At 75.5% G+C, this 24,174-nt stretch carries 20 protein-coding genes; 6 read left to right on the top strand and 14 right to left on the bottom strand.

Translation table 11 applies throughout. The annotated features are described in order from the left end of the window. Positions 1–66 precede the first annotated feature (66 nt). The gene (locus tag ACTMS9_RS22570) at positions 67–585 is read left to right on the top strand and encodes a DUF1877 family protein (protein ID WP_441165959.1); all 519 of its coding nucleotides are present in this window, start codon (positions 67–69) and stop codon (positions 583–585) included. Between the two features lie 29 nt (positions 586–614). Here ACTMS9_RS22570 and ACTMS9_RS22565 read toward each other — a convergent pair whose 3' ends face one another. Beyond that, on the bottom strand, positions 615–851 hold the full coding sequence (locus ACTMS9_RS22565) for a CoA transferase (RefSeq protein ID WP_441165936.1): 237 nt from the start codon (positions 849–851) through the stop codon (positions 615–617). A gap of 30 nt (positions 852–881) precedes the next feature. On the opposite strand from ACTMS9_RS22565, the gene ACTMS9_RS22560 reads away from it, so the two are divergent. Further along, positions 882–1,319 carry a DUF2809 domain-containing protein gene (locus ACTMS9_RS22560; protein WP_441165935.1) on the top strand — a complete coding sequence of 146 codons (438 nt, stop codon included), beginning with the start codon at positions 882–884 and terminating at the stop codon, positions 1,317–1,319. Here ACTMS9_RS22560 and ACTMS9_RS22555 read toward each other — a convergent pair. Continuing rightward, entirely contained in the window at positions 1,253–2,389 is a 1,137-nt protein-coding gene (locus ACTMS9_RS22555; RefSeq protein WP_441165934.1) for a CaiB/BaiF CoA transferase family protein, read from the bottom strand. The two genes, ACTMS9_RS22560 and ACTMS9_RS22555, sit on opposite strands and share 67 nt — an antisense overlap. Before the next feature lie 186 nt (positions 2,390–2,575). Here ACTMS9_RS22555 and ACTMS9_RS22550 point away from each other — a divergent pair, with 186 nt between their 5' ends. Continuing rightward, positions 2,576–3,373 (top strand): maleylpyruvate isomerase family mycothiol-dependent enzyme, encoded by a 798-nt coding sequence (locus ACTMS9_RS22550; protein WP_441165933.1) that lies wholly within the window; start codon positions 2,576–2,578, stop codon positions 3,371–3,373. A 146-nt stretch (positions 3,374–3,519) separates the two neighbouring features. Here the strand turns inward: ACTMS9_RS22550 and ACTMS9_RS22545 are convergent, their stop codons facing one another. The 6 genes from ACTMS9_RS22545 to ACTMS9_RS22520 form a co-directional block, all read right to left on the bottom strand. Further along, positions 3,520–6,273: a LuxR C-terminal-related transcriptional regulator gene (locus ACTMS9_RS22545; RefSeq protein ID WP_441165932.1), complete on the bottom strand. Its 2,754-nt coding sequence runs from the start codon at positions 6,271–6,273 to the stop codon at positions 3,520–3,522. 499 nt (positions 6,274–6,772) lie between these two features. Beyond that, a complete protein-coding gene (locus ACTMS9_RS22540) occupies positions 6,773–7,696 on the bottom strand; it encodes an alpha/beta hydrolase family protein (protein WP_441148398.1) in 924 nt (307 codons plus the stop codon). A gap of 143 nt (positions 7,697–7,839) precedes the next feature. Next, positions 7,840–8,751 carry a hypothetical protein gene (locus tag ACTMS9_RS22535; protein ID WP_441165931.1) on the bottom strand — a complete coding sequence of 304 codons (912 nt, stop codon included), beginning with the start codon at positions 8,749–8,751 and terminating at the stop codon, positions 7,840–7,842. Next, positions 8,748–9,575 carry a DUF2238 domain-containing protein gene (locus ACTMS9_RS22530; RefSeq protein ID WP_441165930.1) on the bottom strand — a complete coding sequence of 276 codons (828 nt, stop codon included), beginning with the start codon at positions 9,573–9,575 and terminating at the stop codon, positions 8,748–8,750. Before ACTMS9_RS22530 ends, ACTMS9_RS22535 begins: the two co-directional genes overlap by 4 nt. A 33-nt stretch (positions 9,576–9,608) precedes the next feature. Beyond that, positions 9,609–11,216 (bottom strand): MFS transporter, encoded by a 1,608-nt coding sequence (locus ACTMS9_RS22525; protein WP_441148401.1) that lies wholly within the window; start codon positions 11,214–11,216, stop codon positions 9,609–9,611. Between the two features lie 71 nt (positions 11,217–11,287). After that, on the bottom strand, positions 11,288–11,986 hold the full coding sequence (locus ACTMS9_RS22520) for an SDR family oxidoreductase (protein ID WP_441148569.1): 699 nt from the start codon (positions 11,984–11,986) through the stop codon (positions 11,288–11,290). Positions 11,987–12,101: 115 nt separating this feature from the next. Here ACTMS9_RS22520 and ACTMS9_RS22515 point away from each other — a divergent pair, with 115 nt between their 5' ends. Further along, complete coding sequence (locus ACTMS9_RS22515; protein WP_441148402.1) at positions 12,102–12,581, top strand: winged helix-turn-helix transcriptional regulator; 480 nt, start codon at positions 12,102–12,104, stop codon at positions 12,579–12,581. A 37-nt stretch (positions 12,582–12,618) separates the two neighbouring features. On the opposite strand, the gene ACTMS9_RS22510 is transcribed toward ACTMS9_RS22515, so the two are convergent. Continuing rightward, positions 12,619–15,705 carry an ATP-binding protein gene (locus ACTMS9_RS22510; RefSeq protein ID WP_441165929.1) on the bottom strand — a complete coding sequence of 1,029 codons (3,087 nt, stop codon included), beginning with the start codon at positions 15,703–15,705 and terminating at the stop codon, positions 12,619–12,621. Positions 15,706–16,104: 399 nt separating this feature from the next. On the opposite strand from ACTMS9_RS22510, the gene ACTMS9_RS22505 reads away from it, so the two are divergent. Further along, on the top strand, positions 16,105–16,554 hold the full coding sequence (locus tag ACTMS9_RS22505; RefSeq protein WP_441165958.1) for a VOC family protein: 450 nt from the start codon (positions 16,105–16,107) through the stop codon (positions 16,552–16,554). Positions 16,555–16,633: 79 nt separating this feature from the next. Here the strand turns inward: ACTMS9_RS22505 and ACTMS9_RS22500 are convergent, their stop codons facing one another. From ACTMS9_RS22500 to ACTMS9_RS22480, 5 genes are all read right to left on the bottom strand, one after another. Further along, positions 16,634–17,197, bottom strand: coding sequence for an alpha-ketoglutarate-dependent dioxygenase AlkB (locus tag ACTMS9_RS22500; protein ID WP_441165928.1), 564 nt, complete (start codon positions 17,195–17,197; stop codon positions 16,634–16,636). A gap of 98 nt (positions 17,198–17,295) precedes the next feature. Next, positions 17,296–17,556, bottom strand: coding sequence for a hypothetical protein (locus tag ACTMS9_RS22495; protein ID WP_441165927.1), 261 nt, complete (start codon positions 17,554–17,556; stop codon positions 17,296–17,298). Positions 17,557–17,611: 55 nt separating this feature from the next. Beyond that, positions 17,612–18,202, bottom strand: a complete 591-nt coding sequence (locus tag ACTMS9_RS22490; protein WP_441148405.1) for a hypothetical protein — start codon at positions 18,200–18,202, stop codon at positions 17,612–17,614. Positions 18,203–18,335: 133 nt separating this feature from the next. Further along, complete coding sequence (gene hflX / locus ACTMS9_RS22485; RefSeq protein ID WP_441148406.1) at positions 18,336–19,487, bottom strand: GTPase HflX; 1,152 nt, start codon at positions 19,485–19,487, stop codon at positions 18,336–18,338. A gap of 282 nt (positions 19,488–19,769) precedes the next feature. Beyond that, positions 19,770–20,648 (bottom strand): alpha/beta fold hydrolase, encoded by an 879-nt coding sequence (locus tag ACTMS9_RS22480; protein WP_441148407.1) that lies wholly within the window; start codon positions 20,646–20,648, stop codon positions 19,770–19,772. A gap of 167 nt (positions 20,649–20,815) precedes the next feature. Here ACTMS9_RS22480 and ACTMS9_RS22475 point away from each other — a divergent pair, with 167 nt between their 5' ends. Further along, the gene (locus ACTMS9_RS22475; RefSeq protein WP_441165926.1) at positions 20,816–24,139 is read left to right on the top strand and encodes a BTAD domain-containing putative transcriptional regulator; all 3,324 of its coding nucleotides are present in this window, start codon (positions 20,816–20,818) and stop codon (positions 24,137–24,139) included. The last annotated feature ends 35 nt before the right edge of the window (positions 24,140–24,174 follow it).

Here is a 24,174-nt window from a genome sequence, read left to right as displayed (position 1 = left end):
GTGCCACGATCTCCGGCACTGACACTGCGGTGTCGGACGCGGCACCTAGGCTGCCGTCCCGTGAGCATGAACGGGAACTGGCTGCGGGTCACCCCGGCCGAGCTGGCGCGCGCGAAGGACGACCTGGGCTGGGCGTACGACTTCGCGCAGGCGGCCATGGACGCTGAGGGCGAGCGCGTCGACGGCACCGGCAAGGCGTGGCACGCCTTCGACTTCCTGCTCGAGCGGCAGGGCGTCGAGCTGCCGATCGTGTACGGGGCCGAGGCGTTCGTCGAAATACCGGACGCGGAGGACGAGGACGGGGACGACGTCACGGAGGATCCGGAGCACGACTGGGGTTACGGGCCGCCCCGCTATCTCACCCCGGAGCAGGTGGCCGAAGCCGCCGCGACGCTCGGCGGCCTCACCGAGGACGCCCTGAGCCGCGGCGTCGACCAGGCCGAGCTGGAGCGGGCCGACATCTACCCGCAGGTCTGGGACCGGCCGGACCAGCTGTCGTGGGTGACGCACCACCTGCCGTACGCCCAGCGGTTCTTCGCGGCGGCGGCGCGGGAGGGCGACGCCGGCATCTGCTGGCTCGACTAGGGACGGTCACCGAAGCACGGGGACGGGAGTCAGGCCAGCCCGACTCCGCCGTCGATGGTGGTGATCGGGGCGCACGGTACGCCCGCGGCGGTGAGGTCGCGGAACCACTCGTCCCGGGTCCGCCGGGCCGACCGCGCGACCAGGATCGGGCGCAGGGCGTCCCGGTGCACGGTGCGGTCCTGGTTGCGCCCGAACCGGGGGCGAAGCCCCTCCGAGCGACCCTCTCCCGCCGCGCCGCCCCTCGACTGCGTCCATCGGGGCGGCACCCTGGACGTGCGGTGACTAGCATCCCCGAAATGTCGATCACGCCGAAGACGGTCCGGCTGTTCATGCCGGTGGCGGCGGCGCTCTTCCTCGGCGTGGCCCTGGCCATCCGCGCCGTCGACGACGGCCCGGTGCGCCAGTACTCCGGCACCGCCCTGTACGCGTCGATGGTGTGGGCGGGAGTGCTGTTCCTGTGGCCGCGGATGGCGCCGGCGCCGGTCGGGGTGATCGCGGTGCTGTTCTGCTGGATGGTGGAATGCGCGCAGCTCACCGGGGTGCCGGCGGATTTGTCGGCCCGGAGTCTGGTCGCGCGGCTGGCGCTCGGGGTCCAGTTCGATCCGGTCGATCTGCTCTGGTACCCGGTCGGGGTGATCCCGCTGGCCGCACTCCACCGACTGGTAGCTCAGCCGGTCAGCCAGGCGCGGATGTCGTCACCGTGCTCGTCGAGGCCAGGCGGTGGCAGGTCGTAGCGGGGCGGGGTTTCGGAGAAGCCGATCGGGTGCCGGACGCCGGGCACGCCGCCGACCGTGACCACCGGGTCGAGCCCGAGCTGCTCGGCCAGGGCGACCCCGCCGTCGACGGTGGTGATCGGGGCGCACGGCACGCCCGCGGCGGTCAGGTCGCGGAACCACTCGTCCCGGGTCCGCCCGGCCAACCGCGCCACCAGGATCGGGCGCAGGGCGTCCCGGTGCACGGTGCGGTCCTGGTTGCGCCCGAACCGGGGGTCGTCAGCCAGCTCGGGTAGGCCGAGCACCTGGCACAGCCGGCGGAACTGGCCGTCGTTCCCGGCGATGACGACGAGGTCGCCGTCGGCGGTGGGCAACGGCTCGTACGGGAAGAGGCTCGGGTGGGCGTTGCCCATCCGGTGCGGGGCCGCGCCGCCGGCGACGTACCCGCTGGTGTGGTTGACCAGACCGGACAGTGCCGAGGAGAGCAGGTTCACCTCGACGTGCTGGCCGACACCGGTGCGGGCCCGGTGGTGCAGGGCGGCGAGGATGCCGACCGCCGCGTGCAAACCGGCGATCACGTCGAACACGGCGACGCCGGCCTTGTACGGCGGGCCGTCGGCGTCGCCAGTGAGGCTCATCAGGCCCGACGCCGCCTGGACCATCAGGTCGTAGCCGGGCAGGTGCGCTCCGCCGTGGGCGCCGAAGCCGCTGACGGAGGCGTAGACGATTCCTTCGTTGCCGGCCGCCACGCTGTCGTAGTCGAGGCCGAAGCGGCGCAGGCCACCGGGGCGGAAGTTCTCGATCATGACGTCGGCGCGGCGGGCCAGTTCCCGCGCGACGGCCAGGTCGTCGGGGTCGGCGAGGTCGAGCGCGATCGAGCGTTTGTTGCGGTTCACGCCGAGGTAGTAGGTGGAGACGCCCTCGCGTGCCGGCGGCGTCCAGGCCCGGGTGTCGTCCCCGCCGGGCCCCTCCACCTTGATCACCTCGGCGCCGAGGTCGGCCAGGAGCATGGTCGCGTACGGCCCGGCGAGGATGCGCGAGAAGTCCGCGACCAGGACGCCGTCGAGCGGTCCGGGCCGCTGCTCCCCCATCACCACTCCCCTTCCCCGCCGTGGCTGCCGCTCGTCGACTGGCTGGAGGACACGATGGCACACCGAGGGTCCGTACCGGCAATGGAGCAGGACCGACCGATCGCTTCAGAATGAGGACGCCGCGCCCGCCGCGTCGGCGGCGAAACTCGCTGTCCGGTTGCCGGAGCACGGTGATAGACAGCCGGCGTGGAAAAGACTCTGGAGTTCCCCGATCTGCTGCGGCTGATCGACGAACGGTCGACCGCCTTCCGCGCCGCGGTCGCCTCCGCGCCCAGCCTCGACGTGCAGGTGCCGACCTGTCCCGAGTGGACGCTGTTCGATCTGGTGCAGCACCTGGGCGAGGGGCGCCGCTCCTGGGCCGCCACCGTCGCCGCAGGGCCCACCGCCCCGGCCAAGTCCGCATCCGAGGGCCCGGCTGCGCCCCGGGAGCGCGAGGCCCTGCTGGCCTGGTTGACCGCATCGACGCAGCAGCTACTGGACGCATTGCGGGAGGCCGGCCCGGATCGCGGTTGCTGGACGTGGTGGGGTACGTCGCAGTCGCCGCAGACCTGCGGTGCCGTCGCCCGACACCAGCTCCAGGAGATCGCGGTGCACACCTACGACGCCCAGGTCACCCTGGGCGCCCCGCAGCCGCTGCCGGACGAGGTGGCACTCGACGGTGTCGAGGAGTTCCTGTCCACCTGCTGCACCACGACGGCCGCCTGGCCGCACGAGCCCGCTGCCGTCGATTACCACGCCACCGAAGGCCGCTCCTGGCGCAACTGGCTCTCCGCCGACGGCGCACGAGCGGCCCGCCTGCCCACACCCGACACAGTGCCCGCCACCGCCGGCGGCGAGGACCCGGACGCGGCCGACGCCTCCGCCCGAGGCACGGCCAGTGAGCTGGTCCTGGCCTTCTACGGCCGCATTCCGCTGGACTCCCTGAAGCTCGACGGCGACCGACGTCTCTTCGACCTGCTCATAGCCTGGGAACCGGATGAGTAGAACGTGACGATGCGCCAGATCGTTCCGGTGCTGAAGCGGGGTAGCCGGCGGCGTCGCTGACCGCCGTCCGGGCGCTGGGGCGGGTCGGGGCGCAGCGGGCGGCCGTCGGGGTGCCGGCGACGCCGACCGGCCGGCGGCCGGCGGTGTCAGGAGAGGGCGCGGGCCAACTCGGTCCGGGAGCGGATGCCGAGCCGGTGGAAGATGTTGCGCAGGTGGTGGTCGACGGTGCGGGTGGAGAGGAACATCCGCGCGGCGATCTCCCGGTTCGTGGCGCCCTCGGCGACCAGTTGGGCGATCCGCAGCTGCTGGCCGGTCAGCAGTCGGGCCGCCGACGGGTCCGGCGCGCCGACCGACTCCCCGGCCGCCCGCAGCTCGGCGGCGGCCTGCTCTGCCCAGGTGGTCGCCCCGATCAGGGTGAACGCCTCCCGGGCGTCGTGCAGGTGCTCCCGCGCGTCCCGGGGTCGCCGGCTGCGCCGCAGCTCGCGGCCGAGCAGCAGCTCGGTGCGGGCCCGCTCGAACGCGCCGGCGTCAGCCGGGTGCAGCCGCAGCGCGGCCCGGAACTCCCGCTCGGCCTCGGCGCTGCCCCGGGGCGCGAGGAGGGCGTGGCAGCGCGCGGAGAGCGCCCGGCGTGACGGACTCGCCGTGCTGCTGGCCCAGCGGTCGAAGACGGCGAGCGCGGCGCCGGCCGCCGCCCGGTCTCCGCCGGCGGCGGCCGCCTCGACCAGGTACGGGGTGGCCATCACCTGGACGAGCACCTGCCCGCGGCCGGTGCCGGGCCGGGCCAGCGCGGTCAGCCGCGCCGCGGCGGCGGCGTGCCGACCGGCGGCCAGGTCGAGCACGGCCAGCGCCCACTGGGCGAGGGCGCGTGGCCGGCTGTGCCCGCCCGGGTTCTCGCCGATCTCGCGGATCCGGCGCAGGCTGGTGTCCCGGTCGGCGCGGACCGCGGCGAGCACCGCCAGCATGCCCAGGTGCACCCCGGCCCAGTTGTCCTGACCGGTGTCACGGGCGATCCGCAGTCCCTCCCGCGAGGTCTCCGCCGCGGCGTCGTGCCGACCCAGCCAGTACTCGGCGGCCGCCCGCAGCTCCAGGGCGCGCGGCAGGGCGGACAGCTCCCCACGGTGGTGGGCCAGCTCGACGGCGCGCTCGGCGAGCCGGTGCGCCGCGGCGTCCACGGCCACCAGCAGGCCGGCCGCCGCCGCGCAGGTCAGCGCCGCCGGGGTGAGCGCCGACCCGGCCAGGTGTCCACCGAGGACCACCGCGCGGCGCAGCGCCGGCCCGGCCCGCTCGTGGTCGCCACGCAGCGTCGCCGCCACCCCTGCGACGTAGGCGCTGAGCAGCTCCGTCGCGGGTGGGTCGTCGGGGCGGCGCAGCGGCTCCGCCCGCCGGGCCACCTCGGCGTAGCGGTACTGGTCGCCGGAGAAGCAGACCGTCTCGCCGGCGCGGACCAGCGCGCCGAGGGCGAGTGCGCGGTCGCTGCCCGCCAGCGTGTCCGCGGCGGCCAGCAGCGCGGTCAGCGCGGACCGGGCGCGACCGCCGCGCAGGTCCAGTTCGCCGCGCAGCAGTGCGGCCCGCCCGGTCACGGTCGGCTCGGCGACGGCGGGAAGGTTTCCCAGCAACAGGCGGGCGCGGTGGGACCGGCCGGCCGACCAGGCGTACCCTGCGGCGGCCACCAGCCGGGCAGTGGCGCGGGCCGAATCGTCGGTGAGCTCGGCGGCGCGTTGCAGGGCCGCCGAGGCGGCGTCGCCGCCGACCCCGTCGTGGGCCGCGGCCTGCTCCAGTTCCGTGGCCAGGGCCGGGTCGTGGCCCTCCGCCGCGGCGGCGAGGTGCAGTGCCCGGCGCAGCCGCTGACCGGGACCGTCGAGCGCCCCGGCGAGCAGCAGGTGCGCGGCGCGCCGCTCGGCCAGTGGTGCCGCGCCGCGCACCATGGCGCGGGCCAGGGGCTGCGGGAAGGTGACCTGTCCCGGTTCGACGCGGAGCAGGCCGGCGAGTTCGGCCGGGGCGAGCGCCTCGACGGTCGTGCCGGCGGCCCGCGCCGCCCGGATCAGGGTGCCCGGCACGCCCTCCTCGTCCAGCGCGGCGAGCAGCAGGACGCGCCGGGTCTCGGCCGGCAGCCGCTCCAGGCGGCTCCGGTAGGCGCGGCCCAGCCCGCCGTCGGTCGGCGGTGCCGCGGGCGCCGGTTCCTCGCCTCGGCACTGGCCGGGGGTGAGCACGCCGGCGAGGTCGACCAGGGCCTGCGGGTTGCCCCCGGCGACCGCGCCGAGCGCCGCCGCCACCGGCGGGGCCACCGGCTGTCCGGTCAGCCGGTCGGCGAGCAGCGCGGCGCTGGCGCGGTCGTCGAGCGGGCGGAGCCGGTGACCGGGTACTCCCCCGACGGAGGCGTCCGTCGCCGTGGTGAGCAGGACGGCCACCCGCAGGTGGCGCAGGCGCCGGGCGACGAACGCCAACACCTCCGCGGTCGGCTGGTCGCCCCGGTCGACGTCGTCCATCGTGCACAGCACGGGGCGGTCGCGCGCGGCGGCGGCGAGCAGCCCGAGCACGGCCATGGACAGGGCCAGGCGCCGGTGGGCCGGGCAGCCGGCGCCGGCCAGGGCGCGCCGCAGCACCCGTCGTTGCTGCTCGGGCAGCGTGCGGACCCGGTCCAGCACCGGTTCCAGCAGCCGTTGCAGTCCCGCGTACGGCAGCGCCGCCTCCTCGGCGAGGCCGACGCCGGCCAGGACGGCGCAGCCGTCGGCGTGCCGGTGGGCGTAGTCGACCAGGGCGGTCCGGCCGGAGCCGGGCTCGCCCTGCAGCAGCAGCGCTCCCCCGCCGCCGGGCAGGTCGGTCAGCAGCCGCCGGATCGCGGCGCACTCGTCGTCGCGGCCCCGCAGCACGGTTAATTGCACTGTTGATGCAGTAACCATCCATCGAGTGTCACTTATCGGAAACCTGTTGGAAAGAGTTGACTGGTACGCGCTGTCCGCTGGGCGGCGTCGATCGGTTGGCCAGCAGGGCTGCGACCACCGCGAATCACGGCGGGTGGATGCCGGACCGGCGCCGAGGCGAGCGAGGCGCACCTCCCGCCGGGATGCCCGGCGGATGTCGGCATTGCGAGTGCGTCTTTCGAGGTCTGCCGTCCACCGTCGAGCCGTTCCGCCATGCCGGGACGGCTGCCGGCCGGCGGGAAGCGGCCCGGCCGACTCGGCCCCGGCGGGGCGGGGCGGCCGGGGCCGGACATGGCGGGGCGGGGCGGCCGGGGCCGGACATGGCGGGGCGGGGCGGCCGGGGCCGGACATGGCGGGGCGGGGCGGCCGGGGCCGGACATGGCGGGGCGGGGCGGCCGGGGCCGGACATGGCGGGGCGGGGCGGCCGGGGCCGGACATGGCGGGGCGGCCGCCGGTCGGCGGCCGCCCCGGGGAAGCGTCAGGCGCTCGGGCAGGTGTTGCGGTACTCCTCGATCGCCAGGCCGCTCGGGCCCGGGCAGAGGAACTGCTCGTAGCGGGTGTCGTTGTCGACGAACCGCTTCAACCAGGCCACCATCTGCCGGGCGGTGGGGGTGTTCACCGACTGGGGGAAGAAGTGGCTCGCCCCGTTGAGCTCCAGGTAGGCCTTCTCGGACGAGGCCGGGATGCTGCTGTAGAACGGCTCCGAGTGCGACGAGACCGGCGCGACGGTGTCGCTCTCGCCACCGACGATCAGCGTCGGCACCCGGACGTCGGACCAGCTCTTGTCCAGGTTCCACGGGGCGAGCGGCACGGCGGCCTGCAGCGACGGCCGGGAGACGGCGGCCTCCAGGCTGCCCCCGCCGCCCATCGAGTGGCCGGCGACGGCCAACCGGGTGCCGTCGATCCGGCTCCGCACCGAACTGCGCTGCACCAGGTAGTCGAGCGCGGCGAGCAGTTGCCGGCCGCGGCTGTCCGGCTGGTCGAGGCGGCTGTTGGTCTCGATGCCGATCACCACGAAGCCGTGCGAGGCGAGCCGCGGACCGAGCCAGCTGATGCTGGACCAGGCGGCGGTGTAGCCGGGCGAGATGGCGATGGCCCCGAAGGTGCCCTCGCTGGTGCTGGTCGGGTAGTAGATGACTCCCCCACCGAAGCCGGTCACGCTGAGCGAGGAGACGCTCTGCGACGCGGTGGCGAAGGGACCGCGGCTGGCCTCCAGGAGGGCGACGGTCGGGGCGGGACCGCGCTCGTACGGGTTGTCGGCGGCCTGCGCGGCCGGCGCCGCGGCCAGGCCGCCCACGGCGGCCAGGACGGCCGCCACGGCCAGACCGGCGGCGCGGACGGCGGAACGGGGACGGGTGGTGGTTGGTGATGACACGTCGGGCACTCCCTGCAGTCGGGGCATATCGACGTGGATCAGTGTTCGGCGGAGCGGGTGGCCCCCGCATCGGTGAAATCACCAGTCCGGGGGCAGCGTGCGCCGGTGCGGGCGGCAGGCCCGGTGACCGGGCCGGGGAGACGGCCGGTCCCGGGGGCGAGCCGATCGGCCTACGCGGCGAGCAGGGCGGCACCGGGGGCGGCTCCCGGTCGGAGCCGCCCCCGGCACGCGGTGGATCGGTTGTCCTGCCAGTGTTGCGGGAGTTTGCGGCCGAGGTAGCCGGCGACGATCCAGGTGCCGACGGCCGCGAGCGGACGGGCGGGAAGGCGCTGTTGCCGGCCGGGGCGCCGGACGGCGAGACGGTCAGCGCTCCTCGGCGTAGTGGGAGTGGACCGCCGGTTGGCCGGTGTAGTTGGGGCCAGCGCGGTCGTCGGCGCCAAGGAAACGGTACGGGAGGCGCACCTCGCGGCGGCCGGTGCGGCTGATCCGGCGGCGGCGGGAGTCGTAGGCGAAGCCGGCGTCGCGCAGCAGCGCGGTGAGGCGTCGCCCGGCGGGGCGCCCGTCGGCGAGCCGGATGCTGGACAGGTCCAGGTCGGCCACGAACCGGCCCTCGGGCGTAAGCCAGTCGGCGGCGCGGGCCAGCACGGCGAGCTTGTCCCGACGTAGTGCAGTCCGTGCAGGCAGGTGATCAGGTCGAACGGCCGGTCCGGTGCCCAGGTGGCGACGGAGGCGCAGACCAGCCGCAAGTTCGCCGGCGGTGTCGGCGCCGGGTCGAAGGCGTCCACCAGGTCGACCCCGACGAGGGTGGTGCGCTCGGTCAACGCGACCCGGCGCAGCTGCCCGGTCGCCTGGATCAGCGCCCGGCCCGTACCGCAGCAGAGGTCCAGCCAGCCGGCGCTGGCGGCGGCGCCGGCGAGCCGGTCGGTGAGCACCTCGACGGGGTTGAAGCCCAGCTCCCGGGCGTAGCTGTTGACCCCGGCCAGCTGCCGTTCGCGGTTCATCGCGTTGTTGGCCACCACCGCCGACCGTTCCAGCGCCGCGGTGTCCAGCAGTGCCACGCCCGGCCGGCGACCGACCGTCACGCGGTCGTCCTCGGCTGGTCGGGCCGCAGCGACGACCGGCGGGGGCCGGCGGGCGGCGGCGGGAGTTGGCGGTCGTGCCGGCGGCTGAGCAGGGCCAACGAGGTGATCGCGCCGACCAGCGCCAGGAACATGTCCCACTGGGTGTCCCAGACGTCGCCCTGGGTGGCGAGGAAGTCGTCGGCCGCCGAGCCCGCGACCACCGCCGACCACCACTCGAACATCTCGAACAGGGCGCTGAAGGCCAGGCAGGCGCAGACCACGAGCGGCGCGAGCCACCGGCTGCCCCGCAACGGCGAACGGCGGACCAGGATCTCGCGGACCAGGATGGCCGGCACGAAGCCCTGCGCGAAATGGCCGAGCCGGTCGTACGGGTTACGGGTCAGGTCGAACAGGTCCCGCACCCAGTTGCCCACCGGCGTACGCGCGTAGGTGTGGTGACCGCCGACGATGAGGACGATCGCGTGCGCCGCGAGCAGGCAGCACAGCAGTGTGGTCAGTGGGAAGCGGCGCCAGGTGAGCAGCAGCACCGGGATCCCGACGATCACCCACACCGTCTCCAGCAGCCAGGTCAGCCGGTCGTACGGCCGGATGCCGGAGACGACCAGCGCGACGAGGACCACGCCCAGCAGCGCCGGCGGGAGGAGGGCACGTGCTCGGGTCACCGGCGACCGCCTGTTCGTGGCTGGCCGGGCCCGCCGATCGCCGCCCGGGACGCCGACGATAGCAGCGGCGCGACCGACCCGATCGGCCCCGAACCGCTCCCCGGCCGGGTGGGTGATGGCCAGTTCGGCGGCCACCGAGATGGCCACCACCCCCGCGCTCATGACCAGGTACCGCTCGGGTTCACGGCACCGGACTCACCGCCGGTCGTCGGCCGCCGGCTGGTGGCGGTGCGGCCGGTTGCGGACGACGGCGAGCGCCAGGACGGCGGCGGCGAGGAAGACGACGCCGTTGACCCGCAGCCCGGCCTGCACGCCGGCGTTCAGGGACTCGGCGAGCGCCTGCCGCACCGGCCCGGGCGGCGTCGCGGTGTCGCTGGTGCCGGCCCGCACGGCCGCCTGCACGGCCGTCCGCGTGGACTCGGGTACGCCGTGGGCGGCGAGCCGACCCGGCAGGTCGGCGATCAGCGTGGTGCTGAGCAGGGTACCCAGCAGCGACGCGCCCATCACGGCGCCGAACTGGCGGGCGGTGTTGACCGCCGCGGCGGCCATGCTCGCCTGCGGGGGCGCGACGCTGGCCAGCGCCGCGGCGGTGGCCGGCGCGGCGACCAGGCCGCAGGCGGCGCCGAAGAGCGCGAGCAGCGGCCAGCTCTGGCTGAACGGGGTGCCCGGGGTGTGGGTGGACAGGCCCAGGCTGGCCAGGCCGCCGAGCAGCAGGCCGAGGGTGAGCGGCGCCTTGAAGCCGGTGCGGCGGATCGCCTGGCCGGCGGCGAAGGCGGTGACCGCGTAGAGGCCGAACAGCACCAGCATCCGCCAGCCGGTGTCGAGCGGACTGAGCGCCTGGGCGCGTTCGTGGAAGAGCACCAGCAGGATCGACACGCCGGTGAAGCCGAACAGCGACACGGCGGCGACGAGCATGACGGCGCTGAAGGACGGCGACCGGAACAGCCGGACGTCCAGCATCGGCGCGGCGGTACGCAGCTCGACCATGACGAAGGCGACGAGCGCGGCGCCGGCGGTGAGCCACGCGGCCCCCACCGTCGGGCTGGTGTAGCCGTTACGACCGCCCTCGATCAGCGCGTAGACGGCGGCGGCGACGGCGAGCGTGCCCAGCAGCAGGCCGGGCAGGTCGACCCGGCTGGTGGGCTGGCGCGACTCGGCCACCCAGCGGGTGGTGACGGCGAGGGTGACCAGACCGAGCACCACGGTGGACAGGAAGACGCCGTGCCAGTGGACGTGCGCCAGCAGCGCCCCGGCGATGAGCGGGCCCACCGACAACCCGACGCCGGACGCCGCCGCCCAGGCGGTGATGACCTCGGTACGGCGGTGCGGGTCGGTGAACGTCACGCCGAGGATCGCCAGGCTGTTCGACAGGATCAGCGCCCCGCCCGCACCGGCCACGAGCTGTCCCGCGATGACCCAGCCGGGGGCGGTGGCCAGGGCGACCACGGCAGCTCCGGCCATCATGGCGGCGACACCGGCGCTGAACATCCGCTTGCGGCCGTACCGGCTGCCGAGCGTGGCGGCGGAGAGCACGAGGCCGGCCAGCATGAGGGTGTAGGCGCTGGGGATCCAGACCAGGCTGGTCGGGTCGACCCGCAGGTCCCGCTGGATCGTGGTCAGCGCGGAGACGGTCGCGGTGAGGTGCAGGAACGTGACCATCGCACCCAGGCACATGGCGACGAGGGTCGCCGCGTGCGAACCACGGACGGTCGTCCGCCCGGTGGGCGCGGCGGCGGGCGGGGTGGGCGGGCTGGGCGTGGTGGTCGCCCGCCAACCCGTCGTGGCGGTCTGCTGTTCGGGCACAGCTACTCCTTGCAGAGGTGATGGGGTCGGCCGGACGGAGCCCGCCGCCGCGGGTGGAGGGCGGTGTCCGGCTACGGCAGCTGCGGGTAGAGGGCCGCCACGCCGCCGGAGAGCCCGGCGAGTACGCCTCGGCTGACGTCGTCGGCGACGATCTCGTACGCGTCCGCGGCCAGTTGGTCGACGGCGTACGCCGCCACGTCGGCCGGGTCGGCCTTGGGGGTGGTGACCGCCCGGGCCATGTCGGTGTCCATGTAGCCCACGTGCAGGCCCGCGACGCGGATCTTCGCCGGGGCGAGGGTGAGGCGCAGCGAGTTGGTCATTCCCCACTCGGCGGCCTTGGCCGCCACGTAGGCGCCGTCGGTGGGTAGGGCGAACCAGGACAGCGCGGACAACACGTTGAGGACGGTGCCGCCGCCGTTGCGCTCGATGACGGGGGCGAAGGCCCGCACCACGGAGAGGGTGCCGAGGTAGTGCGTCTCCAGCTCCAGGCGGATCTGGTCCAGGTCCCCGGTGAGCAGGTCGGCACCGGTCGACGTGCCCGCGTTGTTCACCAGCAGGGTGACGTCGCCGGCGGCCGCCGCGGCCGCCGCCACGGACGCGGGGTCGGTGATGTCCAGCGCCAGTGGCCGGGCGCCCGGGAGGTCGATCAGGGCCGGGTTGCGGGCCGCCGCGTACACGGTGGCGCCCCGAGCGAGCAGCTCGCTGGCCAGGGCGCGGCCGAAGCCCCGGTTGGCGCCGGTGACCAGTGCGGTAGTGGCCGAGATGTCCATGAAGATCCTGTCTGTGAGGTTCACTGGGCAAACCTGACTTCTCCTTTGAAAAGTCAGCTCGCCCAGTGAAGCACTCTGACTAGCGTCAACGCAAGTCAGCCCGTACGCTGGGGTCGTGCAGGATCTGCGGGACGATCGGGAGGCGTGGTCGATGACGAACTGCTCGATCGCGCGGGCCATGGACATCGTGGGCAGCAGGTCGGCGATGCTGATCATGCGGGACGCGTTCCTCGGCACGCGCCGATTCGACGACTTCGTCCGCCGGGTGGGCATCGGCGAGCCGGCGATGGCCGCCCGCCTACGGGAACTGGTCGGCGCCGGTCTGCTGGAACGGACGCCCTACCGCGAGCAGGGGCAGCGCACCCGGTACGAGTACCAGCTCACCCCCAAGGGGCGCGAGCTGCTGCCGGTGATCACCGCGCTCCGGCAGTGGGGGGACACCTGGGCAGCCGACGAAACCGGCCCGCCGGTGCTGGCCACCCACCGTGACTGCGGTTGCCGGGTCCGCGCCGTGCTCCGCTGCGAGCAGGGTCACGAGGTCGACCACGGCGACATCGCCCTGCTCGCCGGGCCGGGCCTGATCGCCCGGGACTAGACGCCCGGTACCAGACCGGCGGCGGGTGCGCAGCCGGTCAGCCCTGGTCGTCGGTGAGGCGACGCTCGATGGTCACCGTCGTGCCGGAGGCGGTCGACATCAGCCGCACGTCGCCGAAGGCGTTCATCAGGGTGGCGCCGCGGCCGCGGTCCATCGCCGACCGCCGGTCCCGCCAGCTGCCGAAGTCGCGGACGGTGAGCCGGGCGGTGCCGGCGCCGACCTGGAGGCGGACCCGCACCTCGGGTCGGGACGGCTGCTGCGCGTGCTCGACGGCGTTGTTGAACGCCTCGGACGCGGCCACCAGGAGGTCCTGCACGACATCGGGGTGCACGTGCAGCGCCTCCAGCGAGCTCCGCACGTCCCGCCGCATCGCCGAGGCGGAGATGGCCTCCGAGGGGTAGCTCCATCCGGTGTCCACCCCGGACGCCGTCTCGTGGCCGTGCGCAACCCGCACGGTGGTCGGCATTCCGGCGGGGGCGGCGGCCCGCCGGGGGCCCGCCACCGGATGGCCGGGGACGGCCGGGGCCACCTCGGGCGAGGCCGCGTCCATCGTCCTGGCCGCCGCGGGCGCAGGATCGGAGGCCGCCTCGGCGGTACCGGTCAACGACGGCGTGGGGTCCACGGTCGCCCCGGCGGGGGCTGCCTGGGCGGTATCGGTCAACGATGGCGTGGAGTCCGTGGCCGCCCCGGCGAGGGCCGCCTCGGCGGTACCGGTCAACGACCGCGTGGAGTCCGTGGCCCCGGCGGCGGAGCCTCCGACCGGGCCGGTAGGCGGTGGAGCAGGGGTCGGGGCCGCACCGGCGGGACGGGTCGACCGCGGCGGTTCCGGACGGTCGTCCTCGGCGTCCGGTGCCCGCTGGCGCCGTCGCGCACCCTCGAGGGTGGCCCGTACCCGGGCGACGAGGTCGGCCGCGGTGAAGGGCTTGACCACGTAGTCGTCAGCGCCGAGGTCGAGGCCCTCGACGGCGGCGTCCGCGCCGGCGCGGGCGGAGAGCACCACCACCGGCAGCGCCCGGGTGTCCGGCTGTCCCCGCAGGGTGCGCACCAGGGCGAAGCCGTCGACCTCGGGCATCATCACGTCGGTCAGCACCAGGTCCGGTGGGTCCCGCCGGATCGCGTCGAGGGCCTGCCGACCGTCGCCGACCGTGTCCACCCGCCAGCCCTGCGCGGTCAGCAGCCGGGCCAGGTACGCGCGCATGTCAGCGTTGTCGTCGGCCACCAGGATCCGCACGCCCGGCCCGTCGTCGGGCAGCGTCCCGGGCGACCCCTCCTCGGCCGGCTCGGGCCGGACGGGGTCGACCAGCCATCCGCTCGCCTCCTGCGCCGCGGCGCGGGCCGTGTCACCGAGGTCGCTCGCCTCCTGCGCCGCGGCGCGGGCCGTGTCACCGAGGTCGCTCGCCGCCACGGTGTCGTCCGTGCCGCGGTGCAGCGCCGACCAGGGCAGCGCGACGGTGAAGGTGCTGCCGCGCCCGACCTGGCTGTCCACCCGTACGTCGCCGCCCTCGAGCCGGGCCAGCTCGCCGACCAGGGCCAGCCCGATGCCGGTGCCCTCGTGGCTGCGGGAGCGGGCCCCGTCCACTCGGTGGAAGCGCTCGAAGAGCCGGGGCATCTCCTCCTCGGCGATGCCGATGCCGGTGTCGGCGACGGTCAGCCGCAGCTCCGTGGGGTGGGCGTGCAGCCCGACGCTGATCCGCCCCACGAACGTGTGCTTCAGCGCGTTGGACAGCAGGTTGGTGACGATGCACTCCCAGTTGGCCGGGTCGAGCGCCACCGGCCGGGGCAGCGGCGGGCAGTCCACCTCCAGGCGCAGCCCGGCGCGTTCCACCGCCGAGCGGAACACGCCGGCCAGCTGGGCGGTCAGCTCCGGCAGGTCCACCTGCCGCGCCCGGCTGCGGGCGCGCCCGGCCTCCAGGCTGGAGAAGGTCAGCAGGCTGTTGACGAGGGTGAGCAGCCGGGTGGCGTTGCGCCGGGCGGTGTCCACCCGTTCCCGCTGTTCCGGTGGCAGCGGGTGCCGCTCGTCGGCGAGGGCGTCGGTCAACGGGCCGAGCATCAGCGTCAGCGGCGTACGGAACTCGTGGCTGACGTTGGTGAAGAAGTTGGTCTTGACGCGATCGAGCTCGGCCAGGGCCTCGGCCCGGCGACGTTCCTCCTCGTACGCCCGCGCGTTGCGCACCGCGACGGCCACCTGCTGCGCCAGCAGGTGGAAGAACGACCGGTACGCCTCGTCCAGGGCGCGGCTGGGGCTCACCCCGGCCACCAGCACCCCGAGGGGCTGATCGGCCTCCGCGGAGGGCAGTGGCAACGACACGGCGGTGGCCGCCGGCTCGTCGAACGCCCCGGCCGGCAGCGTCATCCGCTGGGCGACCCCGTGGACCTCGGTGATCGCTCCCCCGCCGGCGGCCCACAGTCCCCAGGCCGGGTCGCCGTCGACCACGACGTCGGGCAGCACCGCCGCCACCGGACCGTCACCGGTGCAGGCCACCCGGTGCAGCGCCGTACCCTCCCGCAGGTAGATCGCGGCGAACGGTACGTCCAACCGGTGCCCGCCGATCGCCTCGACCAGCCGGGCGCAGGTGCTGGCGACGTCCACGGTGCGCCCGTCGCCGCGCACCGAGAGGTCTCGCAGCAGTCCCAGCCGCCGTTCCCCGACCACCTGCTCGGTGACCTCGCTGCACACCGTGAACACGCCGACGGTACGGCCGTCGTCGTCACGGGCCGGGGCGTGGGAGACGCTGAAGTAGGCCTCCTCCCGGTAGCCGGACCGGTCGAGGAGCAGCTGGAGGGCGGGCACCCAGCTGGCCACGCCCGTCGCCATCGCATCGGCGATCAGCGGCGCGAGCACGTCCCAGCCCTCGGCCAGGGTGGTCCGGACGTCGTCCCCGAGCGCACCCGGATGCTTGTCGCCGATCAGGGCCGAGTAGGCGTCGTTGTACAGCTGGGTGAACTGCTCGCCCCAGAGCAGCAGCATCGGGTACCGGGAGGACAGGACGATCCGCACGGCGGCGCGCAGGCTCTGCGGCCAGGACTGGACGGGGCCGAGCGGGGTGGCCGCCCAGTCGAGCCGGGCCATCAACCGCCCGGTGGCGCTGCCGCTGCCGAACAGCTCCTCGGTGGGGCTGGTCACGTTCGAATACACCTCATCGCGGTGCCCGTACCCCGTCGCCGGGCCCGCCGAACCTCGGTGCCCGGGACGAGGATCGCGCGCCCGGTCGCAGTGCGGCGCCCGAGTTCGGACGGCGCGCCGCCCGGCCGTTCGCCACCGACCCCCAGCCGCCCCGCTCCGGCACCCGTGCCCCCTCGATCGCCCGACCCTGCTGCCACCGCGCGAGCAGGGGAAACGACCCCCCGAGCCGGAGCAAGGCCCCAGGTTACCGCCGCCCCGGGTCCCCGGCGAGCGGGCGACCCGGTGTCGCGACGGCGGCTCGGGGACGCGGGCGCGGTCCGGGTGACCGAGTGACGAAAGCCACGTCCTCGGGGCACGGCGGCCCCTGTCGTACCCGGCTGCGATGCTCCCGCGGTGGAGATGACACTGCAGGTGACGATCGACTGCGCCGACCCCCGCCGGATGGTGGCCTTCTGGGCCGAGGCGCTGGGCTACGTGCCGGAGCCACCGCCGGGCGGCCACCGCACCTGGCGGGACTACTGGGCGGCGACGGGCGTGCCGGCGGAGGAGCTGCCCGAGGGGGCCGGCGACACCCCTGAGTCGGTCGTCGACCCGACCGGCCGAGGGCCACGCATCTGGTTCCAGCAGGTGCCCGAGCCCAAGGTGACCAAGAACCGGGTGCACCTCGATCTCAAGGTCGGCGGCGGCCGCACGGTCGACCTGAAGCTGCGCACCGAGCGGGTCGACGCGGTGGTCGACCGGGTCGTCCGGGCGGGGGCCACGATCCTGCGGACGATGGACGAGCCGGCGATGGACTACTACGCCGTGGTCCTGGGCGATACCGAGGGCAACGAGTTCTGCGTCGTCTGACGGGCGTCGCGGCGGGAGGGTCTCCGGCCCGCCACCGTCGCGGCCCGTCCGCGTGCCGGGGCGGGCGGGTCGCCGCGGGTCAGGGCCGGCGGAGTTGGCGGAAGGTGATGGAATACCGCAGCTCCGGGACCGGTGGAATGCTGTGCTGCCAGGTCGACCGGGCGGCGCCGGCCAGCACGTACGCCGAACGGGGCGCCAGCTCCACCTCGTACACCCGGCGCTGTCCCGCGGTGTCCCGCCGGAAATGCAACAGGCAGGCGGCGCCCAGCGACACACCGGCCACGGTCGGGCCGAACGCGGGGGCGTCCCGGTGCCAGCCGATCACCGCGCCGGGCGGATAGCGAGTGACCAGGGCCTGCGCGAAGCTGGCCACCGCGACGCCGGCGAGGTCGGCGCAGCGCCGGCGGACCTCGTGCAGCTCCACCGGCAGCGCCTCGGTTTCGGTGAGCTGGAACGACCCGTAGTCGTAGTCGACACCGAAGTGCCGGACTGTGCGCCGGGCGACCTGGCCGTGCATCCGGATCTCGCGGTAGTCCATCGCCCCGAGGACGGTCAGCAGCGCGCGTTCCTCGTCGGGGCTGACCAGCTCAGGCTGATACGTCAGCCCCGCCGGTCGCTCCTGGACGCCGCGCATCCGTCCCATCAGATCGACGGTAGCGATGAGACGGACGCGCTGCCGGGCCATGACGGATCTCGCTTAGGGCTCGTTGGCCGCGCCCCGGGCCTGTGGTGCCGGCCGGGTCAGTCCCGGCGGTCCTCGTCGCCCGGCCCGACCACCTGGCGCTGCTCCAGGGCGTCCGCGGCGGTGGCGTCCTCCGGCAGGGACGTCGACGGCAGCGCATGCTCCCCCGGCACCGAAGCGCCCTGCTCGGCCAGGTCGGCCTCGGTGGCGTCCCGCGGTTGCGGTTCGGGCGGCTCGTCGGGCTGCCCCTCGTCGAGCAGCGGCTGGCGCTGCTCGAGCGCGTCGGCCTCCGGCGGCACGTCGAACGGTCCATCGGTCATGCCGACGCTCCTCTCCCCCGCCGGCCCCTCGCGGGGCCGGCCTCGTGACGGCGGGTCAGTCCGGCAACAGCCGCCGGAGGACACCCTTCCCGGTGGCGCCCAGCCGGTACGACTGCACAAGGTACGAGCCGCAGACGATGTTCGCACCCGCCAGCGCCGGCACGGCGAACTGCGCCAGGCGCTGGCGCCGCTGCCACGTCGCGATCTCCGCCGGCGTCCCCGCGGCCGGCACCGTGGCGTCGTGCACCTCGAGGCGGTCGCCCCGCTGGTGCGCCGCCTCGGCCAGCTGACCGATCCGGTTGCCGCAGTAGGCCGAGTATGCGGTGGCTACGGCACCGGCGACGGTGATCCCCGCCTTCAACGCGCCCACCGTGCCGAACCCCTTCTGCAACGCGATGCGGCGTCCGCCGACCTGGGTCAGCCGCAACCCGGCGAGCAGGGTCGCGCCGATGCCGAGCCACTGCACCGGGCTGAACCGGTTCCAGGCGGACTCGGCGACCCGGATCCGGTCGATGCCCTGCTGCAAATCGCTGCCGGACTTGTTGACGCCGGCGACGCCCATGACGGTGCCGCCGAACCACAGCGCGGAGCCGACGTCGTGGACGGCCTGGGCGACGGCATGGTTGTCGGTCGCGGTCATCTGCATCCCGCACTCCTCCGCTCAGCGGGCAGGTTGCCCTTCGTCCCGATTGAAGCACTTTCGCCGGGCTCGCCACGCCGTGTTCCCCGACCACCGACCTCCGGGACAGCCCGCCCCACGCGGGGCTGCCGTCGAGCGGTCAGCGCCCGGTCAGGCGGCGGGCCAGCGTCCGGCGCAGTTCGTCGATGCCGGCGCCGGTCAGCGCGGACACCGGCACCGCGTCCGGGTACGCGCGGCACAGCGCGTCGACCCACTCCGGCGGCGCGATGTCGATCTTGTTGAGCACCAGCAGTTCCGGCACCTGGCCCGCGCCGATCTCGTGCAGCACGCCGTGCACCGTGGTGATCTGGCCGAACGCGTCCGGCGCGGACGCGTCCACCACGTGCATCGCCAGGTCGCTGCGGGTGACCTCGTCCAAGGTCGAGCGGAACGCGTCGACCAGTTGGTGCGGCAGGTGCCGGACGAAACCCACGGTGTCGGTGACGGTGTAGGTCAGCTGGCCGGTGCTGATCCGCCGCACCGTCGGGTCGAGGGTGGCGAAGAGGACGTCCTGCACCTGGGCGTCCGCACCGGTGAGGCGGTTGAGCAGCGCGGACTTCCCGGCGTTGGTGTAGCCGGTGATCGACACCGAGGGGATCTGGTTGCGGGCCCGCCGGCCCCGGGTGCGTTCCCGCCGCCGGGCCAGCTCGCCGGCGTTGCGCCGCAGCCGGGTGGCCCGCTGGCGCAGCGTCCGACGCTGGGTCTCCAGCCGCATCTCACCCGGTCCACGCACACCGATGCCGGCGCCGCCGGCGACCCGGCCGCCACCGACGCGGGACATCGACCGGCCGTCGCCGCGCAGCCGGGGCAACTGGTACGCGATCTGCGCCAGCTCCACCTGCACCCGCCCCTCGCTGGTGCGGGCGTGCTCGGCGAAGATGTCCAGGATCAGCGCGGTGCGGTCCACCACCCGTACGCCGACCCGTTCCTCCAGGTTCCGCACCTGGCCGGGGCTCAGCTCACCGTCGGCGATGACCAGCTCGGCACCGGCGCGTTCGGTGGCGGCGGCCAGCTCGTCGACCTTGCCGGAGCCCAGGAAGGTGGCCGGATCCGGCTTCGGGCGGTGCTGCACCACCGCGTCGGCGACGTTGAGGCCGTCGGTGTCGGCGAGCCGTCGCAGCTCCTCCAGGGACACCTCACTGCCGGGGCCGTTGCCGCCCGCGCCGTCGTCCTCGCGCACCGCGACCAGCACCGCCGTCGGCCGTTGCCGGGAGGTCTCGGCTCCCGCACCGAGCAACCAGGTACCCGCCATCGTCCACCTCACCTCGCCTCGCCTCTCCCCGGACTGCGGCCTACCCTGGCCGCCGCCGACCATGCCGCGACGCCCTGCCCAGCCCCGGCCGTCAGGTCGCATCCAGGTCCGAATCCGCCCAGGCCAGGACATCCGGTCGCACCCGCGGGTGAGCGAGCGGCCCAGGGAGGAGCGGCCGGGACGGAGCCGGCCCGGGGACGAATCGGCCCGGAACGCGGAGCGGCACGGCCCGGGGACGCCGGCGGGCTCCGGGCGGGGCCACGCGCCCGGAGCCCGCGCTGGTCATCGGGTCAGCAGCGCCCGGAGGGCCTTGACGACCTCGGCCGGTGCCTCCTCGGCCATGAAGTGCCCGCAGGAGACGGTGCGGTGCTGCAGGTCCGGCGCCCAGGCGCGCCACCGGCCGGCGGCGTCGAAGCCCAGCGCGGCGCCCCAGTCCTGCTGCAGGACGCTCACCGGCATGCGCAGCTGCCGGGCGGCGGCGCGGTCGGCGGTGTCGTGCTCCACGTCGATGCCGGCGGACGCGCGGTAGTCGGCGACGATGGACGGGACGGCCGCCCGGGACGCCGTCAGGTAGGCCGCCCGGACCTCGGCGGGGATGGCGTCGGGGTCCCGGGTCCAGATGTCGAGGAAGTGGCCGAAGAAGGCGTCGGGGCTGGCGGCGATGAGCTGCTCGGGCAGGCCGGGCGGCTGGGCCATCAGGTACAGGTGGAAGCCGACGGCGGCGGAGGTGCCGCGCAGGACGTCCCACATGTCCAGGGTCGGCAGGACGTCGAGCGCGGCCAGGTGGGTGACCGCCTCCGGGTGGTCGAGGCCGGCCCGCACGGCGACCAGGGCGCCGCGGTCGTGGCCGGCCAGGGCGAAGCGGTCGTGGCCCAGGGCGCGGGCGAGCGCGACGATGTCGTCGGCCATGGTCCGCTTGGCGTACACCTCCGGGGCGGTCGCCGCGGGCTTGTCGCTGGCGCCGTAGCCGCGCAGGTCGGGGCAGATGACGGTGTGGTCGGCGGCGAGGTCGGCGGCGACGTGCCGCCACATGAGGTGGGTCTGCGGGAAGCCGTGCAGCAGCACGATCGGGCTGCCCGAGCCGCCGACCGCGGCGTGCAGGGCCACGCCGTCGGCGACGGTGACGCGCTGATGATCGAATCCGTTGATCCTGGGGTTCACCGGGAACCTTCCTGCTCGATCGGGTGTCCGTCGACCGGCCGGGAGCGGCGCCCCGTGACCGGTCGTCGGGATCGAGCCTGACCGGCGGCGATGAGCAGCGGATCAGCAGCGGATGAGTGCCCGGCCGCCGACCGGTGCCCGGCTCGGCGGTGCCTAGAGTGGGTGCCATGAGTCGGCGGGCGGGGGCACCGGCGGTGACCTTCGGCGTGCTGGGGCCCGTGCAGGCGATCGGCGCGGCCGGGCCCGTACCGCTGCGGGGTCCGCGTCATCGGGCCGTGCTGGCCCGCCTGCTGGTCGCAAGGGGCCAGGTGGTGTCGGTGGACCGGCTCGTCGGTGACCTCTGGGAGACGCCACCGGACCAGGCGGTGGCGGCGGTCCGTACCTTCGTCGCCGATCTGCGCCGGGCCCTGGAGCCGGAACGGGCGCCCCGCCAGCCGGCCCGGCTGCTGGTGACCGCGCCCCCCGGCTACGCGTTGCGCGCCGACCCCGAGGCGGTGGACGCGTGGCGGTTCGAGACGGCGGTCACCGAGGCGGGCCGGCTGATCGGGGACGGCGACGCCGGCTCGGCGCTGGCCCGGCTGACCGACGCGCTCGCCTGCTGGCGTGGCCCGGCATACGCGGAGTTCGCCGACCAGGGCTGGGCGCGCGCCGAGGTCACCCGGCTCGACGAGCTGCGGATGCTGGCGGTGGAACGCCGGGGCGAGGCGCTGCTGGCGCTGGGGCGGGCCGCCGAGGCCGCCGTCGAGCTGGAACAGCACGCCGCCGCGCAGCCGCTGCGCGAGGACGCCTGGCGGCTGTGGGCCACCGCCCTGTACCGGTCCGGTCGGCAGGGCGAGGCGCTGGCCGCGCTGCGCCGGGCCCGCGAGACCCTGGTGGCCGAGCTCGGCCTGGACCCCGGCCCCGGGCTGCGTCGACTGGAGGCCGACATCCTCGCCCAGGCGCCGCACCTGGACCCGGCGCCCCCGGTGAGCAGGGCCGACGTCGGGCCGTCGCCGGGCGAGGTCCCGGCCGCGGCGTCCACCGTCGGCGAGGTGGCGGCGGAGGCGCCGCGTACCTTCGTGGGCCGGCGGGAGGAGCAGGGGCGGCTGGGGGCCGCGGCCGCAGCGGTGGCCCGGCACCGCCGGCCGGCCCTCGCCCTGGTCTCGGGCGGAGCGGGGGCGGGCAAGACGGCACTGGCCGAGGCGCTCATCCGGCGGCTGGCCGGCGCCGGCTGGGCCACCGCCTGGGGACGCAGCCCGGAGTACGAGGGCGCGCCGGTGGCCTGGCCGTGGACCCAGATCACCCGGGCGCTGGCCGTCGCGGACCCGTCATCGGTCGGCCCGACGGAGGAGCCGGCGGTGGCCCGGTTCCGCCGGCACCGGGCCGCCGTCGACCTGCTCACCGCGGCGGCCGGCCGGGGACCGGTGCTGCTGGTCCTCGACGACCTGCACCGGGCCGACGAGGACACCCTCGACCTGCTGGCCGCGCTGTTCGCGGAACCGGAGCCGGTCACCGGTCCCGTCCTCGTCGTGGGCATCTTCCGGTCCACCGAGATCGGCCCCGAGCTGACGGCCGCCCTGGCCCGCCTCGCCCGCAGCGAACCGGTCCGGGTCTACCTCGACGGTCTGGACGCACCCGCCACCGGCGAACTCGCCCGGGCGGTCGCCGGCCGGGACCTCGACCCGCCGAGCGTCGACCTGATCCACCGCCGCAGCGGCGGCAACCCGTTCTACGTCCGGGAGCTGGCCCGGCTGCTCGCCGCGGAGGGCCCGGCGGCGCTGGAGACCGTCCCACCCGGGGTCCGCGACGTCATCCGCCACCGCCTGGCGCAGCTGCCCGGCCCCGCCCGCACGGTGGTGCAGCAGGCGGCCGTGCTCGGGCGCGACGTCGACCCGGACCTCCTGGCCGCGATGACCGGCGACGAGGCGGCCGTCCTGGACGCGCTGGACGACGCGGTGCGCGCCGGCGTCCTGACCGAGCAGGGCCCGGCGGCGCGGTTGCGGTTCGCGCACATCCTGGTCCGGGACACGGTGTACGGCGACCTGTCGGCGCCGCGCCGCAGCCGCTGGCACGCCGCCGCCGGTGCCGCCCTCGAACGGCTGCACCCCGACGACGTCACGGCTCTCGCCCACCACTTCTGCCGAGCCGGAACGCGGGGGGCCGCGCCGCGCGCCGCCCGGTACGCCACCGCCGCCGCCGAGCAGGCCGAACGCCGCTCCCTGCCGCACCTGGCCGCCCGGCTGTGGCAGCAGGCGCTCGACGCCCACGAGCTCGCCGACGACGATCCGCACGGCCGGCTGCGGGCGCTGATGGGGCTGGGCCGCGCGCTTGCCGTCACCGGGCACCTGGACCGGGCACGCCGGCACCGGGGCGCGGCGCTCACCGCGGCCGAGCGGCTGGACGATCCCCGGGTGACCGCGGACGTCCTCGCGGCCTTCGAGGTGCCCGCGATCTGGACACGCAACGACGACGACCGCCTCTCCCACCGCATCGTCGAGGCCGCCGAGCGCACCCTGGCCGCCCTCGGCGGGGACCGGCCGGCGGATCGCAGCCGCCTGTTGAGCACGCTGGCGCTGGAGCTGCGCGGCGACACCACGGACCGGGGACACCGGGCCGCCGTGGAGGCCGAGGCGATCGCCCGGCGCCTGGCCGATCCGGCGCTGCTGGCGTTCGCCCTCAACGCCCGCTTCATGCACGCCTTCGCCCGCGCCGGCCTGGCCCCGCAGCGGGCGCGCATCGGCGCGGAACTGGTCGAGCTGGCCCGCGAGCACGAGCTGATGACCTTCGAGGTGCTCGGCCACCTGGTCCTGCTCCAGGCCCGCTGCGCGCTCGCCGATCTCGACGCCGCCGACGCCCACGCCGCGGCCGCCGACCGCCTCGCCGACCGGTACGAGCTGCCGCTGGTGGGCGTCTTCACCCGCTGGTACGCGGCGCTGCGCCTGGCCGTCGGCGGGCAGGTCGCCGCCGCCGAGGCTGCGTACCGGGCCGCCCATGCGAGCCTCCCCGCCACCGGGATGACCGGCATGGAGAACGGGCTGCTCCCACTCGCGCTGCTGTCGCTGCGGCTGCCGGAACCGGCCGCCGGTGACCGGCCGGCCGATATGCGCGGGCCCACCGACAGGTGGCAGCGCGAGGACTGGGGACCGCACGAGCCCTGGGTCCGGCCGCTGGTCCTGCTCGCCGCCGGCCGCCGGGACGAGGCCGGCGTGGCGCTGGGCGCCCTCCCGGAGTCGCCGCACGACCTGCTCCGCGAGGCGCGGCTGTGCCTCGCCGCCCGCGCCGCGCTCGCCCTCGACGACCGCACCACCATGCGGTACGTGTACGCGGAGCTGCTGCCCGCCGCCGATGAGCTGGCCGGCGCGGGCAGCGGGGTCCTCACCCTCGGGCCGGTGGCCGGCCACCTCGCCGACCTGGCCACCGCGCTGGGCCGTCCCGACGCCGCCGCCCATCGCCGCCAGGCCGCGGCGGTGGCCGCCCGAGCCCACCGAAGAGCGGTGACCGTCGATGGATAACCATCGACGGATATTGACGTTCTTGATACCGTGGC

It is taken from the genome of Micromonospora sp. L31, assembly GCF_052068075.1.
GTDB classification, from domain to species: Bacteria; Actinomycetota; Actinomycetes; order Mycobacteriales; family Micromonosporaceae; genus Micromonospora; species Micromonospora purpureochromogenes.
The sequence above is the reverse complement of the archived record's forward strand: the minus strand, read 5'-3'. Positions and strand labels throughout refer to the sequence as shown.

Coding starts and splice junctions, on each gene's coding strand:
- ACTMS9_RS22500 (WP_441165928.1), bottom strand. CDS start 17,197: ATGGGACGGATGCGCGGCGTCCAGGAGCGACCGGCGGGGCTGACGTAT.
- ACTMS9_RS22475 (WP_441165926.1), top strand. CDS start 20,816: ATGAGTCGGCGGGCGGGGGCACCGGCGGTGACCTTCGGCGTGCTGGGG.
- ACTMS9_RS22520 (WP_441148569.1), bottom strand. CDS start 11,986: ATGGACATCTCGGCCACTACCGCACTGGTCACCGGCGCCAACCGGGGC.
- ACTMS9_RS22540 (WP_441148398.1), bottom strand. CDS start 7,696: ATGCCCCGACTGCAGGGAGTGCCCGACGTGTCATCACCAACCACCACC.
- ACTMS9_RS22545 (WP_441165932.1), bottom strand. CDS start 6,273: ATGGTTACTGCATCAACAGTGCAATTAACCGTGCTGCGGGGCCGCGAC.
- hflX (WP_441148406.1), bottom strand. CDS start 19,487: ATGGCGGGTACCTGGTTGCTCGGTGCGGGAGCCGAGACCTCCCGGCAA.
- ACTMS9_RS22505 (WP_441165958.1), top strand. CDS start 16,105: ATGACACTGCAGGTGACGATCGACTGCGCCGACCCCCGCCGGATGGTG.
- ACTMS9_RS22495 (WP_441165927.1), bottom strand. CDS start 17,556: ATGACCGATGGACCGTTCGACGTGCCGCCGGAGGCCGACGCGCTCGAG.
- ACTMS9_RS22570 (WP_441165959.1), top strand. CDS start 67: ATGAACGGGAACTGGCTGCGGGTCACCCCGGCCGAGCTGGCGCGCGCG.
- ACTMS9_RS22490 (WP_441148405.1), bottom strand. CDS start 18,202: ATGCAGATGACCGCGACCGACAACCATGCCGTCGCCCAGGCCGTCCAC.
- ACTMS9_RS22530 (WP_441165930.1), bottom strand. CDS start 9,575: ATGAGCGCGGGGGTGGTGGCCATCTCGGTGGCCGCCGAACTGGCCATC.
- ACTMS9_RS22555 (WP_441165934.1), bottom strand. CDS start 2,389: ATGGGGGAGCAGCGGCCCGGACCGCTCGACGGCGTCCTGGTCGCGGAC.
- ACTMS9_RS22560 (WP_441165935.1), top strand. CDS start 882: ATGTCGATCACGCCGAAGACGGTCCGGCTGTTCATGCCGGTGGCGGCG.